Consider the following 15,058-nt stretch of genomic DNA (forward strand, 5'->3'; position numbering starts at 1 on the left):
CTTTCTTATCGGCCTGAGGCTGCTTCAGCGTCCGCTGACTCTGAAACCCGGTAGGCGGCCTCGAAAACCATCCATGCCTGTAGTTGCGTCGAAAGCTCCGCAGCACCGGTTCCGGCGTGAGGGTACGGCGCCTCGGGAAAGACAAGAACAGTACGACGACGGCGCCTATCGAGTCCGAGTTCGCCCCGCCCCTCCCAGAGGGCGTCCGCCGTCGCCGTGATCAGGGTTCGCGCCGTGCTTCGCGACGTCTCCGACAGCAGGGGCGAAGCCGCTGCGAGTGCAAGGTAACGCACGAGGATTCCGGTGAACAGGCCGCCGTCGCCGCCGCCGCCGTGGGTGCGCAGTGCGCCGCCGGACTGTACGAGACTCTGCGAAACGGCTCCTATCAGCGCTTCCGCGCGGTCAACGTTGCGTTCCCCGCCAAGAGACAGCAGCGCGCCAAGCACAGGGCCCTGGTTGTAGGTGTAGATGTCGGTGACGAGTTCTTGGCTGCGCATCCGCAGACCATCGAAGAGAAGGCCCGTACGCGGGTCAAGCAGTCTGTCGAAGAGCCAGTCGACCATTCGTTGGGCTTCCTCCTGCCGTCCGATCAGCGCGAAATAGAGCGCTGTCGGGCCGGTCGCGGGGGTGTTCTTGAAGTCGCGGGACGTGTTCCAGAACAGCCCGCCGCCGAGATCCGGGGAGTGCGCGGAGGCCAGTACCCGCGTCAGCTTGGTCAACGGCCGGTTGCGGGCGAGATCGGCCGATCGGAGCGCCGCGAGGGATAGCCACGCCATGTCGTCGTAGTAGGCGTTCGTCCAACGTCCGCCGTTACGCAGTCGGATGGTGCGCAGGAGGCGGCGTGCGCGCGTGCGGTGCGCCGCGCCGTCGTCGTTGTTCCCCTCACGCTCCGCTGCGTCGAGGAGACAGTCGAGGTAGTGGGCCTGCCACCAGTAGTGCCATGGACCGCCGATGGGCTTTGGCACCCGCACGGCACCCAGATGCGTACCCGGCAGACCGAGCAGACGATGGCCGAACGCGCTGGTTACTGAACCTGCGGCAGCGGACGCGCGGGCTCCAGCGTCCTTGGCGGTTGACATACAGCCAAGCCTAATCGCGGGCCTCCCCACCGGACTTGAGCAAAGTGCACAGTGCAAACGCTGTCGGATGCCCGGTGGGCTGAATCACAGTAGGCTCAAGTGAGCGAATCCGCTGATGCTGATCCTCTCGGCACAACGATCGAATGACGCAAAGGAGATGTCATGGAGTCTGCTGGAAGTGTAGCCCTGGTGACCGGCGGGGCGTCCGGGCTTGGTCGCGCTACGGCGCAGCGGCTGTACGACGACGGCGCGTCCGTGGTTATTCTCGACCTCCCGCATTCGGACGGGGAGGCGTTCGCCCAAGCACTCGGCGACCGCGCGCGCTTCGTTCCTGTCGACGTCACCAACGAAGCCGAGGTACGGGCGGCCGTGGACGCCGCCGTCGAACTTGGGCCCTTGCGGATTGTCGTCAACTGCGCAGGCGTGGCCACTCCGGGGAAGGTGCTCGGACGCGATGGCGTGTTGCCGCTCGAGCAGTTCAGCAAGGTAGTCAACATCAACCTCATCGGCACCTTCAACGTGCTTCGCCTCGCGGCCGAGGCCATTGCCGCTACTGATCCGGTACAGACGGAAACCGGTACCTCGGAGCGTGGCGTGATCGTCAATACCGCTTCCGTTGCGGCCTTTGACGGGCAGATCGGCCAGCCGGCTTACGCGGCGTCGAAGGGGGCAGTCGCGGCAATGACCCTTCCGGTGGCGCGCGAACTGGCGCGGTCCTTCATCCGGGTCATGACAATCGCCCCTGGCATTTTCGAGACACCCATGATGGCGGGCCTTCCGCAGGAGGCGCAGGATTCGCTCGGGAAGCAGGTTCCGCACCCCTCGCGTCTCGGCAAGGCCACCGAGTACGCCGCACTGGTCGCACACATCGTCGAGAACCAGATGCTGAACGGCGAAACCATTCGCCTGGACGGCGCCATCCGCATGGCACCGAAGTAGACACTTTGAATCATCGAAAGGACAGCTCAATGGAGAGCGGCCTCCCATCCGCAGACTTCTACGGATTCGAGTCCCTGCTCAGCGACGCCGAACAGGCCAAGCTTCAGGACGTTCGCGATTTCCTGGCGAAGGAAGTAATCCCCTACGCCACCGACTGGTGGAACCGTGCAGAGTTTCCGCTGGAGGTGCTGCCCAAACTCGCAGCCCTCAACCTCAGCACTCCTGTGCAGCAGGGCTACAGCCATCTCTTCAGCGGCATGGTGATTGCCGAACTCACCCGCGCGGACACGTCGCTGGCCACGTTCTTCATGGTTCATCACGATCTGTTTGTCGAAGCCCTGCATCAGTTCGGCACCGAGGACCAGAAGAGCCGCCTGCTGCAGGACGCCATGGACCTCACGATCACGGGTGCGTTTGCGCTGACCGAACCGCAGCACGGCTCGGACGTGGCAGGCGGGATGGCAACAACCGCAACCCGCGACGGCGACACCTGGGTCCTCAACGGCGCCAAACGCTGGATCGGTAACGGCACTTTCTGCAACTACATGCTGATGTGGGCGCGGGACACGGACGACGGCGCGGTGCGCGGGTTCATCCTCGACGCGAACCTCCCCGGGGTCACTCGCACGGTCATTGAGAACAAGATCGCGCTGCGTACGGTGCAGAACGCCGACATTGTGCTGGAGAACGTCCGGGTTTCCGAAGCGGACCGCTTCGCCGGGATCGGCAGCTTCAACGACACGAAACAACTGTTGCGCGGCTCCCGCATCCTCGTGGGGTGGCAGGCGGTAGGGCAACAACTGGCCGCGTTCGACGCCGCCCGCGCCTACGCCGTCGAACGTCACCAGTTCGGCCGGCCCATCGCGAGCTTCCAGCTGGTACAGGAACAGCTGGTCCGGATGCTCGGCAATACGACGGCGAGCCTGGGCATGATGACCCGTGTGGCGCAGCTTCAGGAGGCCGAACACCTCGCGCGGCACGAAGGCACGAACAGCGATGGCGGTGCCGATATGGCGCAGGCGGCGCTCGCGAAGTCCTACACGTCGTCGCTCATGCGCGAGACGGTGGCACTCGGCCGGTCAATCTTCGGCGGCAACGGGATAGTGACCGAGTTCGGGATGGCCAAGATCTTCGCCGACGCCGAAGCCATCTACACCTACGAAGGCTCCTACGAAATCAACTCGCTCATCGCCGGACGCGCCATTACGGGAGTCTCCGCGATCCTCTGACGCATCGCCTCTCCATCGACCGGGCGCTGGAAACGTTCTTTTTGCTCGTGACCGGTTCTCAGCGCCCGCTCAACGGCGGGAGAACCCCTTGCCGAGTGCGGCGCACGTCCAGCACAGTGAAGTATGAGCGCCACGGAGCCCCTGCCTCGAGCCACTGTCCTGGAAACCCTCGCTGTGCTTGGCAACGTCCTTGTGCCCACCCTTGCCAAGGGCCTATAGTCAGGCGCCCGGGGATGGTCGCACTGGCCGAGAAGTTCCGCCTCGACGAGCGGGCAATAAGCACGCTCCGAAAATTGGCTGCCCGGCACCCTGCCGGTCCGGTACTCCTGAGGCTGCCGATCCGTAATCAGGCGGTGCTCCTGAATCCACGGGACGTGCACCGGGTCCTCGCAGAGACCCCGGAACCGTTCTCGGCCGCCAGCAGCTAGAAGCGGGCAGTGCTGTCCCACTTCCAGCCCCGCAACTCGCTCATCTCCACGGGCAGCGACCGGACTACCCGCCGTGCGTTGCAGGATCAGGTGCTGGAGAGCGAGAGCCCCGTTCATCATCTGGCGAATCCTTTCTTCCGATCGTGGAAGAAGAGGCGAAACAGCTCGTGACGTCGGTAGGCGATCAACTCACCTGGGACGATTTCACTCGGTCCTGGTACAGGCTGGTGCGCAGGGTCGTTTTCGGTGATACCGCCGCGGACAACCACGAGCTGACGGATATGCTCACTGAGCTGCGGGCGGATGCGAACTGGGCTTTTCTCAAGCCCCGCAAGCGCAAGCTGCGCGCGAAGTTCTTTGCCGCCGTCGAACGCGGAATGCGCCAGGCACCGCCCGGCACGCTCGCATCGATTCTGGCGCGTGCGGAGGAGCCGGGCAACGCCGCCCCGGTCGAGCAGATTCCGCAGTGGCTTTTCGCGTTCGACCCGGCCGGTATGGCAACCTTCCGTGCACTCGCCGCGCTCAGCACACATCCAGATGCCATCACGCGCGCCACCGCCGAGGTTGCGAAGGACGCTTCGGCACACGGCCACCTCCCGTGGCTGCGTGCCTGCGTGCTGGAGTCGCTTCGCCTCTGGCCCACCACGCCCATGGTCCTGCGCCAGACCACACGCAGCGTCGCCTGGGACCCCGGCGTAATGCCGGCGTCATGCGGCGTGCTTGTGTACGCTCCCTACTTTCACCGCCAGGAAGGCAAGGTGCCGAATCCGCATTCCTACACGCCTGAGCGCTGGCTGAACGACGACGACGGCGACTGGGCACTCATCCCCTTCAGCGAGGGCCCCGCGGTCTGCCCGGGTAGGTACCTGGTGCTGATGCTGACGAGCGCATTCCTGTCGCATCTGCTTGAGGGTATGGAACTCAAACTCGAACGACCAGGCCGGTTGAATCCGGACCAGCCGCTTCCGGGGACGCTGAACAATTACTCGTTGCGCTTCAGCGTTCGTCGGCGCGGGCGTTCGTCCTCGTAGTACTCGTCGTCATCCTCATCATCGTCGGCGAGGTCGATCGGCGGCAAGTTCGCGGTCTGCCGTGCACGAAGCGCACGCCGGTACGAGTGGTCCACGCGGTGCCGGCGTGAGCCCGCGGAAATAAGGATCAGGAACACGGCAAGCGCGGTAATTGCGGCGACGGGCAGGGACTGCGGCTCACCGATGAGGCGTTCCACAATGATCCACCCCATGCCCCAGACCACGGCCAACGCGACGGCGATCCGCCCGCGGTCCATCGAGCAGATCGCGCTCCCGGCAATGACGACGACGCCGAGCCCCACCATGGTCCAGACAAATCCGTCATCGGTGAGCCAGGTGACGTCGTTGAGGGCTAGAACCGCCGCCGTGTGACTGAGAGCGGTGAAGCCGATCCACCCGAGGAACAGTCCGAGTGGAACGTCGACCAGTGCGCCCTCAAGCCGGGTTGCAGCGGACCAGCGATTGAGCCAGCGCAGTGACACCAGGAGCATACCGAGCAGCAGTGCATGAAGCACCAGGCTGAAGACGTAGAGATCCGCCTGGATGGACAGCGCGAGACCAAGGTTCAGCAGAAGCGAGGCGATGACCACCCAGCCAAGCCGGCGGTGGCGGGGGCTCTCCAGCTGGCTGGGCAGCCACTGGTGAACGGCGTACCCCACCATTCCAAGCGCGATGAGCGCCCACAGGTAGAGGGAGAACAGGCTGGGTGAAACGAAGCTCAACCCGGGCCCAAGGAGGTCCGAATTACGGATCTCCGGTCCGCCGAACAGGCCCACAGCGGAGGCTGTGCCAACGAGAGTTCCGATCACGGCGAGGGTCACCAGGTTGCGTCGTACCTGGTCAGGCCGCCAGGAACGCACGTTCGCTGCCGCGCTGCGACTCGTGGTAGCTGTCCACGACGCCGTTTGCTTGCCGGACTTCGCCACCCAGGACGACGCCGCAGCTGACGCCGCCTTCGCCTTCTTCGCCCGTTCCGCCGCGGGCTCTGCCCGTTCCGCTGGGGGTTCGTCCTGTGGCGCAGCTTCGGCGGGTGGGCTCGCCTGGCTGGCGGGCGTCGTCGTCGTCGTTCCGGTTGAACCGGTTTGGTCGATGGGCGCCGCTGCCTTTGGCCTGGCTGCCTTCAACCGTTCAAGGACGCTGCTCTGGTCGCTGGGCCCGGAGTCCGTCTTCTTCGGTGGCGTGGGTGGAGGTTGGGGCAGCCGGTGGTTGGACGGAGTCGGCATGCTCATGTGTGTTTCGGACCTCCCGGCGCTGCTTGAGCGCGAAGAACGCTGCAATGATCAGTCCCACCAGAGTACCTACACCCATCCCAAGGAGTGCACTGGCCCACATCGGGAAGCCGGTTGTGACGTCGGAGATGTAGCCGAGCCCCACCAGCCAGAAAGACCAGAGGATGCCTCCGACGGCAGCGAATGCCAGGAACGGACGAAGCGGCACGTTGGCAATTCCCGCCGCAGCGACGCCCGCGGTCCGCCCGCCTGGCAGGAAACGGAGCGCAACAAGCCCGGCGTAGGTTGGGGACTTACCTGCTTTGTCGACGGCGGTACGGATGCCCCGGTGCACGGCGCGGCCCCAACGGAAGCGATCCAGCCAGTGTGTGAGCCGGTTCCGGAAGAGCAGAAACAGGATCAGGTCACCCAACCAGCTGCCTAGAGCGGCCGTCAGCAGTGAGACCGGGAGTAGAACGGAACCCTCGGACGCCATCGATCCCGAAGCGATCACCAGGAATTCCGACGGCATCACCGGCGCAAAGACATCGGCGATCACCACGAGCAAGGTGACCGGGTGAATCAGCACCGACCACTCGGCGATGGCAGAGAAGTCCACCTAGCCCAATCTACAGCGGCCAAGGTGCCGATGGGCAGGGCCAGTTTCTCCGGGTAGCCTCATCCCAGCGCCGAGAGTTCCAGGCGGCTGGTGAACGACGCCGGCGTACCCGTCAGCGGATCAGTGAACTCGGTGTGCCGTGCAAGGAGCTGCAACGGTTTGGTGTAGTCGTCCTCCTGCTGGGGTTGCAGTACCGGGTAGAACGGATCGTTCAGGATGCCGAGTCCCAGCCCTGCCATGTGCAGCCGCAGCTGGTGGGTCTTGCCGGTATGCGGCTGGAGCCGGTAACGGCCCACGCCGCCGTGCTCTCCAATGAGGCTTATCCGGGTTTCGGCGTTCGGTTCGCCGTCCACTTCCTGTGCCAGCAGGTACGTGCGGGACTTGATGATTCGGCTATGGACCATTCGGGGATGGGTATCCAGCTGAAGGGACGGGTCTATGGGAGCCGCAGCCTCGTACTCCTTGCGGATCTGCCGATTCTCGAACAATAACTGGTAGGCGCCGCGGGTGGCCGGGTTGGTGGAGAACATCAGGATGCCCGCGGTCATGCGGTCCAGGCGATGCATGGGAATGAGGTCCGGCAGGTCCAGTTGAACCCGCAGCCTCACGAGTGCCGACTCCGCGACATACCTGCCTCCCGGCGTCGTCGGAAGGAAGTGCGGTTTGTCCACCACCAGCAGGTTTTCATCCTGGTGCAGGATGTTCGTCTCGACCGGTAGCCGCTCCTCGATGGGCAGTTCACGGTAGTACCAGATAAACGTGTGGTCAGTGAGCGGAGTCTCGCGGGTGAGGCGCTCGCCGCCGAGTGCAACAACCTCGCCCCGGTCGAAACGCTCCGCAATTCCGTCCGGGTCCACGTGGTTCCAGCGGTCCAGGATGTACTCAAGCGCGGTGCTCCAGGGACCTTCCGCAGGCAGCCTGAGCCGCGTGGCGTTCACGCCGTTACGGACGGGGAGCGGGGATTGCATCACCCGTTAAGGGTACTTGCGCCTGTGCATCCCGTGATCCGGTAGAGCGCGGCGTCGCCAACGCTCTCGATCAGTTCAAACCCGTTCTCCGCTGTCAGCTCCTGCAACCCGGGCTCAACGATGCGCTCGCCGGGGTGCACGGAGTCGGTACCGAAATCGAGCACGTAGCCAACGCCGGTTTCCTCCAAGGCCCGGCATACTGCGTCGTTGGTAGTGAGCTCATCGAGTGACTCGAACAGGGCCCTCCCGGCCTCGTTAACGGGATCGGTGCCGTAGGGCAAAAGTGTGGGGATGCCGGTGTAGGAGTAGGACAAAGAAGCACCGGTCAGCGGCACACCGATCAACTTTGCGCCTGGCTCGACGGATTCCGGCAGCCGCCGGATCAGTGCCAGCTCGTTATCGGTCAGCAGCTCCGACTCCGCCGTGAACCGGTACTTCGCAGCAGCTTCCTGCGCCCCTATGACCACGGCATTGACCGGGGCCACCGCAATACCCGCCAAAACCAGTACGACGACGACGGCCGGCCGCCGCCCGCTCCCCCCACGCAGGAATCGCATCGCACGCGGTTGACGTAAAGCCGTATCCACCAGTGCGACTCCGCCGATTGCCGCAATCACGATGCCCGCGACCGGAAGCATGGCACTGATCCTGAAGAAATCGTTGTACCAGACACCGGCCACTATCCAGCGAAGATCCGGAGCCTGCCTCCAGTTCGCCACCACAAACAGCATTGCCGCCAGACCGTACAGCGCGAGGGCCCACCGGTGCCGCTTCCGATAGAGAACGACGCCGGCACCCACCAGGGTCAGGACCGTCGCCAGGACTGCTACCGGCCGGTAGAGCGGAGAATGGAAGATGACATCCACCAGGGCACGGCCGGCGTCGCCGAGGTCATCCCAGTTATCCGAACTTGCCCGGGAGGGACGCAACTGCATCCACGCGACGGCTAATGCAATGACGAACAGCGCTGTGGGTACCAGGGTGCGCCAGGCGGGTGCAGTTCCCCTGCGCAGCCGGGCATACGCGGCGGCGATCACCATCGGAACACTCAGTCCGAGTGCACCCACCAAGGAGGCGGGATGCGCCAAAGCCAGACCGGGAAGTACGCCGAAAAGCAGGAGGAGGTTTCCCGCCGTCGTCGATCGCAGCGGCGCTCCGACCCTCATCAGCTGAATTACAAGTCCGAGCACCACCGGTAGCAGTGCGATCGAAAGCATGAACGGGTAGACCACGCCGAACTCGAGCAGCAGGTAGGGGAAGCTGCTGTAGGCGCCGGTGAGTACGGCCGTGATGAGCAGGGCGGTGCGGCGCTCGCCGGTGACCCGGGTGACCAGGAAGAGGCAGCCGGTGCTCCAGATGACCGTGATGATCGCCAGATTGACTACGTTGATGGCCGCCGGAATGGAGAGGCCCGAGGCTGTGATTGCCACCGACACGACAGCGTGCCAGCCCGCCGGGTAAAAGGTCGGCGCCCGGGTGCCCAGATACCCCAGTTCAAGGGAGGAGGCGTTCGATGTTTCGGCGATGTAGCGCAGCGCGTTCAGGTGGAAGATGTTGTCGTGGGACTGGGCGATGTTCTGCGGATCGCCGAAGATCCAGAGCATGATCGCGCCAACCGGCACAGCGGCAGCCCCCCACGCGATGAGAGCCCACCGTGTGGAGCCGCCGGGATCCATGGCCAGCGATGCCCCGTACCGCCGCCGGACGAGCCATAGCACCAATCCAACCGCAGCCGTCACACCGATCACCGGCACCAGCGACCAGCGCACTCCGATCAGCGAAGCGGCTTCGGCGGCGACGACGACGGCGGTCACGCTCAGTGGCCCGGCGAGGGCCAGTAGGGTGAGGCGGCGCAGTCCCAGGACACCGCCCCACACGAGACCCGGACCGAGCAGCAGGAGCACCGCGAGGAGGAAGCCCGGGAGCATGCTGAACCAGTTCATGATCTCCCTCGGGTAGTGGCGGACGGGCGGGTAGTGGCGGACGGGCGGGCTCTTATGGGCGGCGGGACGGGCGGCCGGTTCACGCGGTGACTTTCGCCGGTTGGCAGTGCGGGCAGTGGTAGAGCACGCGCTGTTCCAGCTCGTTGTCGCCCAGTTCGCTGCGGATGATCCGAGTTCCGCAACGCAGGCAACTGCGGTCGGTGCGCCCGTACACCCATAGTGGATCGCGGAGCAGGTTACCGGTTGTTACCCGAGTGGAGCGGTCCTTGTTCGTTTCCAGCAGTCGATGCGCGAGTTCCACCATCCGCGGCAGGTTCTTGATCTCGCCGACCGGTGTGAGCGGGTGCTCGCCGGCCAGGAAGCACAGCTCGCACCGGTAAACGTTACCGATTCCCGCGAGGTTCCGCTGATCCAGCAGGGCGAGCCCGATCGGCCGCTCAGGGTCCGCTCGGAGCCGTCGCAGCGCCTCCCCGGAATCCCAATCCGGTCCCAGCAGGTCCGGTCCAAGGTAGCCGACGGCGTCGTCCTCTTCCTGCTGCGCGATCACCCGGAGGAAACCCAGTTCGAACCCGACCACTGACTTTGCGGCGGTTTCCAGGACGCAGCGTGCCTTGAACGCGGGCCTGCGCCATCGGCCGCCCTTCGGGTAGACGTGCCACAGGCCTTCCATTTTCAGGTGCGAGTGGATGGTCCACTCATCCTCCACACGGATCAACAGGTGTTTTCCGCGCGCGACGACGTTGCGCACCGTTTTACCCGTGAAGTCCACGGTGGCGTAGCGGGGGACGCGGATGTCGCAGCGGGTCAGTTCCTGGTCCCTCAACGCCCTGTCCAGGTCGCGGGCCGCACGCCAGACGGTATCTCCCTCAGGCACGGATCCTCAGTCCCCGCGGTGTGGTGTAGAAACCGGCTGCGGCCAGGGCACGTCCGGGCTCGGAGTCCAGGGCCGGTTCGCCGTTGATCTTCTCGACGGCCATTTTGTCTGCCGCCCCGCGTCTGATCGCTGCCACGAGTGCCTCCGCTGCGGCTGCCAGTGCGCGGGCGTCCTCGGTATAGGTGAGCATGGTCTTGCCGCCGCGCTCCACGTAGAGCGCGAGCATGCCCTCAACCAACACCACCAGGGCTCCCGCCTTCCGACCGGGACGGTGTCCGCCGTCGTGTTGCGGCCAGCCCAGCGCCGCACCGAACGGATTGGCCGGGTCAGTCGCCGCGAGTGCGACGGCGGTGGGCGGCTTATCCATGCCGGTGTCCGGCCGCGCGTCAGCGCTGAAGGAGCGTAACCGGTCCACGGTTGAGGGCACTGCGAACTGCGCGGCGCCAAGGTGCTCGATGAAATACCCGCGGCGGCACCGGCCCATCTCCTCCAGCCGGGAAAGCACCTTGTACATGAGCCCGAATCCGCCGGGGATGCCCTCGCTTGCAACTGACCCCCTGGTGAGGACGCCGTAGCGGTCCATGAGCAGTTCCGCGGTGGCGTGGGCGTGGATGGTGGTGTCCTTCTCGGCCGCTGGGAGCAGCGACCATCGGCCTGCTACCTGTGGAGGAGTGCTCCGCTGGTAGCCGGAGGTGCCGCCGTCGTTCTCGCCGGACAGGCCGCCCGCGCGCATGCTGCGGCCGGTCAGCGACGGCGCCCTGCCGAGTCTTCCCATGCGCGCGGTCCGCGCGCGCGGAGTAGGCGTGCGCTGTTTGTGCGCGGTTTTGCCGCCGGCGAGCAGTGCACGCACGGGTGTGAACGTGTCATTACCGATCCTGCCTGCCCACACGAGGTCCCAGAGGGCGGCGGTCACCGCCGGGTCGGATGGCTGCCCTGTGTTGGTGAGTCCCTGCACAAGCTGCCGGAAGAAGTAGGCACCGCCGCCCGAGAGCAGGTCGAGAAGCTCCTGCTGCAGGGTGCTGGGCTCGAATGCCGGGTCGGGCTGCAGCGTCAGCGGCGCGTTCTCGGCCAGATGCAGCGAAATCCAGCCGTCGTTGCCGGGCAGCGATCCGGCACCGGACCAGACCACTTCGCCGGTCGCCGCGAGCTCATCGAGCATGGCCGGCGCATAATTGGACACCCGCGAGCGCAGGATCAACGGCTCCCACGCTGAGGCAGGAATGGGCACGCCGGAGAGTTGGTCAATCACGGTGGCCACGCCGTCGAGCCCGCGAAGCCCGGAACCTACGTGCTGCCACGCGGGCAGGAACCGCCCGTACGCTGCCGGGTCAACGGGTTCAACCTCGTGCCGAAGCGCTGCCAGTGAACGACGCCGAAGCCGCCGGAGCACCTCGACATCGCACCATTCGCTCGACGCCGGTTCATGAGTTGGGGAGGCCTCGCTGGGCCGGAACTCGCCCTCCACCACACGGCCGTCGGTCGCCAGACGCTGGAGGGCGGTAATGACGACGGCGACACCGAGTCCCAGCCGGGCCGCGGCCTCAGGGGCGGTGAAGGGTCCGTGGGTTCGGGCGTAGCGGCCGACGAGGTCGCCCAGCGGATCCGGCACCGGTTCGATGAAGGCGAGCGGGACGCCCATGGGCAACGGCGCTCCCAGGGCGTCGCGGAGCCGGGCGGCGTCCTCGACAGGAGCGATCCTCTCTTCTCCCGCGATGTTCACGCGGAGGGCGCGATTGGCCTTGACCAGGCTATCCACGAAGTCATTGATGCCCTCGGGTTCCTCTGACCGCTCACCGACCTCCGCTGCTGTGAGGGGGCCCAGCAGCCGCAGCAGGTCGGCAACGCCTTCCAGCCCTCGCGCCTTGCGGTCGGGTGCGAGCCGCTGGAGTTCCTGTTCAGTTTCGGCGATGACGCCGGCGTCGAGCAGTTCGCGCAGTTCGGCGCGGCCGAGGAGTTCATTCAGGAGGGTCGGGTCGAGCGAGAGGGCGGCCGCCCGTCGTTCAGCGAGCGGCGAATCCCCCTCATACAGGAAGGACGCAACGTAGCCGAAGAGCATGGTGCGCGCGAAGGGGGAGGGCTGCGGGGTAGTGGTTTCGACGATCCTGAGTTCGCGCCGCTCGATCTGGCCCGCGATGTCCTTCAGCGCAGGCAGGTCATAGACGTCCTGCAGGCATTCCCGGACGGTCTCGAGGATGATCGGGAACGTTGGAAATTTGCGGGCGACGTCCAACAGTTGGGCGGAGCGCTGCCGCTGCTGCCAGAGCGGGCTGCGTTTCGACGGGTTCTGCCGCGGCAGGAGGAGGGCACGCGCCGCGCACTCACGGAACCGCGATGCAAACAGCGCCGATCCACCCACCTGGGCCGTCACTATGCCGTCCAGTTCCTCAGGGTCGAACAGGAACAACTCCGCGCCGGGCGGTTCGTCCTCCATCAGCGGCACCCTGAGCACAATCCCGTCGTCGGAAGCCATCGCAGAGCCGTCCATCCCGTACCGCTGTTCAAGCCGGGCCCCGACAGCCAGCGCCCACGGTGCGTGCACGGGCATGCCGAAGGGGCTGTGGAGGACTACACGCCAGTCGCCGAGCTCATCGTGGAACCGTTCCACGACCAGGGTTCGGTCACTCGGAACCACCTCGGTTGCCTGCTGCTGTTCGCGCAGATAGGCCAGGAGATTCCCGGCGGCCCATTCGTCCAGCCCACTGGCGCGTGTCCGTGCCGTGGCGTCTTCATCGGAGGCGTTCGAGAGTTCGCGCACGAATCCGCCCAGCGCCCGCCCGAGTTCCACGGGCCGGCCCAGCGAATCGCCCTTCCAGAAGGGAAGCTTCCCCGGTTGACCGAAGGCGGGGGAGACAAGCACCCGGTCATGCGTGATGTCCTCGATTCGCCAGCTCGTAGCGCCCAGGGCGAAGATGTCGCCGACCCTTGATTCGTAGACCATCTCCTCGTCGAGTTCGCCCACCCGCCTGCCGCCGCGGTTGCCGGCGTCCTCCGAGCCGACGAGATACACGCCGAACAGTCCGCGGTCCGGGATGGTTCCACCCGAGGTCACCGCGAGCCGCTGTGCTCCGGGCCTTCCCGTGATGGTTCCCTCTACCCGGTCCCAGATGATGCGGGGGCGCAGCTCCGCGAACTCATCCGAGGGGTACCTGCCTGCGAGCAGGTCCAGCGTCGCCTCGAATGCAGAGCGCGGAAGGGTGGCAAATGGCGCGGACTTGCGGACGACGTCGAACCACTCCTCCACATCGATCGTCCCCAGGGCCGCCGCGGCCACGGTCTGCTGCGCGAGGATGTCCAGCGGATTTGTGGGAATGTACAGCGGCTCAATCTGCCCGGCGAGCATCCGCTCAACCGTGACGGCCGTATTCACCAGGTCCCCACGATGCTTCGGGAAGAGCACGCCCTCCGAGACCTCGCCCACCTGGTGACCCGCGCGGCCCACCCGCTGCAGCCCGCTCGCCACCGAGTGCGGTGACTCCACCTGAATCACCAGGTCCACCGCGCCCATGTCGATGCCCAATTCCAACGACGACGTCGCAACCACACACCGCAGCCGGCCCGACTTCAGGTCATCCTCGATCAACGCCCGCTGATCCTTGGAGACGGAGCCATGATGGGCGCGGGCGAGCAGGGGTTCGGCGCCCTGGGTCTGCCCGGCCTGCGCCATCATCTCGGCGGGGGTACGGTTAGGTTCGCTTGCGCTGGGGTTTTCCGTTGGTGCCGCGGCATCTTGGCTCTGCCAGAAGGTTGCCGCCTCCTGGCGTTCTGCGTGGATTTCGTTCAGGCGGGCGGTCAGCCTCTCGGCGAGGCGGCGGGAGTTCGCAAAGACGATCGTGGACCGCTTGGTCTCGATCAGGTCAACGATCTTCTCCTCCACATGCGGCCAGATGCTCGGCTGGGGGGAGGTGGCGCCGTCGTCGTCATACGTGGTTGGCACCCCGCCAAGCTCCGTCATGTCCTCCACAGGCACAGTCACCGTAAGGTCCCACGACTTCTTCGATGGCGGCGCGACGATCTCCACCGGCGCATCTCCGGCGAGAAACCGGGCCACAGTCTCCTTCGGCTCGACCGTCGCGGAGAGACCGATCCGCTGCACCGGCCTGTCCAGCAGCGCGTCCAGACGAGCTAGCGAGACTGCCAGATGTGCGCCGCGTTTGGTGCCGGCGACCGCATGGACCTCATCGACGATCACAGTGTCTACCTCTGCCAGGGTTTCCCGCGCACGGGAGGTAAGCATGAGGAACAGCGACTCAGGAGTGGTGATCAGGATGTCCGGCGGGCGGGTCAGGAGGGCACGGCGCTCGGCCTGCGGAGTGTCGCCGGAACGGACACCCACCGTGACAGATGGCGCCGGAAGGTCCAACCGTTTGGCGGTCTGGGTGATGCCGATCAGCGGCGCCCGCAGGTTCCGCTCCACATCGACGCCGAGCGCCTTCAATGGCGAGATGTACAGGACCCGCGTGGAACGCTTGCCCTGAACCGGCCGGGCGATAAAACTGTCCAGCGCCCACAGGAAAGCGGCGAGCGTTTTGCCTGATCCGGTGGGCGCCACCACCAAGGCGTGCGCCCCAGCCGAAACAGCGTTCCACGCACCTTCCTGGGCAGGCGTGGGCGCAGAGAAAGCGCCCGCGAACCACTGGCGAGTGGCGGGCGTGAATTTCTCCAGCACCGATGTCATCGCTTCATCATCTCCTACCCCTCTGACATTCTGTCAGGCAGGTAGGCGGAGGACCGGATGGTGCG

The 15,058-nt window shown here is 65.8% G+C and carries 11 protein-coding genes; 4 read left to right on the forward strand and 7 right to left on the reverse strand.

The window, feature by feature from the left end; genetic code table 11:
* Positions 1 to 5 precede the first annotated feature (5 nt).
* Positions 6 to 1,079: a glycoside hydrolase family 76 protein gene (locus tag BJ994_RS01145; RefSeq protein WP_167990569.1), complete on the reverse strand. Its 1,074-nt coding sequence runs from the start codon at positions 1,077 to 1,079 to the stop codon at positions 6 to 8.
* 162 nt (positions 1,080 to 1,241) lie between these two features.
* Between BJ994_RS01145 and BJ994_RS01150 the strand changes: the two genes are divergently transcribed.
* From BJ994_RS01150 to BJ994_RS18385, 4 genes are all read left to right on the forward strand, one after another.
* A complete protein-coding gene (locus BJ994_RS01150) occupies positions 1,242 to 2,018 on the forward strand; it encodes a 3-hydroxyacyl-CoA dehydrogenase (protein WP_167990571.1) in 777 nt (258 codons plus the stop codon).
* Between the two features lie 29 nt (positions 2,019 to 2,047).
* Positions 2,048 to 3,247, forward strand: a complete 1,200-nt coding sequence (locus BJ994_RS01155) for an acyl-CoA dehydrogenase family protein (protein WP_167990573.1) — start codon at positions 2,048 to 2,050, stop codon at positions 3,245 to 3,247.
* A 233-nt stretch (positions 3,248 to 3,480) separates the two neighbouring features.
* The gene (locus BJ994_RS17965) at positions 3,481 to 3,675 is read left to right on the forward strand and encodes a hypothetical protein (RefSeq protein WP_209066452.1); all 195 of its coding nucleotides are present in this window, start codon (positions 3,481 to 3,483) and stop codon (positions 3,673 to 3,675) included.
* A gap of 143 nt (positions 3,676 to 3,818) precedes the next feature.
* On the forward strand, positions 3,819 to 4,706 hold the full coding sequence (locus BJ994_RS18385) for a cytochrome P450 (protein ID WP_209066454.1): 888 nt from the start codon (positions 3,819 to 3,821) through the stop codon (positions 4,704 to 4,706).
* Here BJ994_RS18385 and BJ994_RS01165 read toward each other — a convergent pair.
* The 6 genes from BJ994_RS01165 to BJ994_RS01190 form a co-directional block, all read right to left on the reverse strand.
* Positions 4,658 to 5,935 (reverse strand): hypothetical protein, encoded by a 1,278-nt coding sequence (locus BJ994_RS01165; protein ID WP_167990575.1) that lies wholly within the window; start codon positions 5,933 to 5,935, stop codon positions 4,658 to 4,660. The two genes, BJ994_RS18385 and BJ994_RS01165, sit on opposite strands and share 49 nt — an antisense overlap.
* Complete coding sequence (locus BJ994_RS01170) at positions 5,835 to 6,533, reverse strand: DedA family protein (RefSeq protein ID WP_342450211.1); 699 nt, start codon at positions 6,531 to 6,533, stop codon at positions 5,835 to 5,837. The genes BJ994_RS01165 and BJ994_RS01170 overlap by 101 nt, the downstream gene beginning before the upstream one ends.
* Before the next feature lie 59 nt (positions 6,534 to 6,592).
* Positions 6,593 to 7,501 carry an RluA family pseudouridine synthase gene (locus BJ994_RS01175; RefSeq protein WP_167995777.1) on the reverse strand — a complete coding sequence of 303 codons (909 nt, stop codon included), beginning with the start codon at positions 7,499 to 7,501 and terminating at the stop codon, positions 6,593 to 6,595.
* A complete protein-coding gene (locus tag BJ994_RS01180) occupies positions 7,501 to 9,444 on the reverse strand; it encodes a DUF6541 family protein (RefSeq protein WP_167990577.1) in 1,944 nt (647 codons plus the stop codon). The genes BJ994_RS01175 and BJ994_RS01180 overlap by 1 nt, the downstream gene beginning before the upstream one ends.
* Positions 9,445 to 9,523: 79 nt before the next feature.
* Positions 9,524 to 10,318 carry an Fpg/Nei family DNA glycosylase gene (locus BJ994_RS01185; protein WP_167990579.1) on the reverse strand — a complete coding sequence of 265 codons (795 nt, stop codon included), beginning with the start codon at positions 10,316 to 10,318 and terminating at the stop codon, positions 9,524 to 9,526.
* Complete coding sequence (locus BJ994_RS01190) at positions 10,311 to 14,993, reverse strand: ATP-dependent helicase (protein WP_167990582.1); 4,683 nt, start codon at positions 14,991 to 14,993, stop codon at positions 10,311 to 10,313. Before BJ994_RS01190 ends, BJ994_RS01185 begins: the two co-directional genes overlap by 8 nt.
* Positions 14,994 to 15,058: the final 65 nt, after the last annotated feature.

This window comes from Arthrobacter pigmenti (assembly GCF_011927905.1).
GTDB lineage: Bacteria > Actinomycetota > Actinomycetes > Actinomycetales > Micrococcaceae > Arthrobacter_D > Arthrobacter_D pigmenti.

Excerpts from the sequence above, each read along its gene's own strand:
- BJ994_RS01150 (WP_167990571.1), top strand. The coding sequence starts at position 1,242 with ATGGAGTCTGCTGGAAGTGTAGCCCTGGTGACCGGCGGGGCGTCCGGG.
- BJ994_RS01190 (WP_167990582.1), bottom strand. The coding sequence starts at position 14,993 with ATGACATCGGTGCTGGAGAAATTCACGCCCGCCACTCGCCAGTGGTTC.
- BJ994_RS01165 (WP_167990575.1), bottom strand. The coding sequence starts at position 5,935 with ATGAGCATGCCGACTCCGTCCAACCACCGGCTGCCCCAACCTCCACCC.
- BJ994_RS01155 (WP_167990573.1), top strand. The coding sequence starts at position 2,048 with ATGGAGAGCGGCCTCCCATCCGCAGACTTCTACGGATTCGAGTCCCTG.
- BJ994_RS17965 (WP_209066452.1), top strand. The coding sequence starts at position 3,481 with ATGGTCGCACTGGCCGAGAAGTTCCGCCTCGACGAGCGGGCAATAAGC.
- BJ994_RS01175 (WP_167995777.1), bottom strand. The coding sequence starts at position 7,501 with ATGCAATCCCCGCTCCCCGTCCGTAACGGCGTGAACGCCACGCGGCTC.
- BJ994_RS01180 (WP_167990577.1), bottom strand. The coding sequence starts at position 9,444 with ATGAACTGGTTCAGCATGCTCCCGGGCTTCCTCCTCGCGGTGCTCCTG.
- BJ994_RS01145 (WP_167990569.1), bottom strand. The coding sequence starts at position 1,079 with ATGTCAACCGCCAAGGACGCTGGAGCCCGCGCGTCCGCTGCCGCAGGT.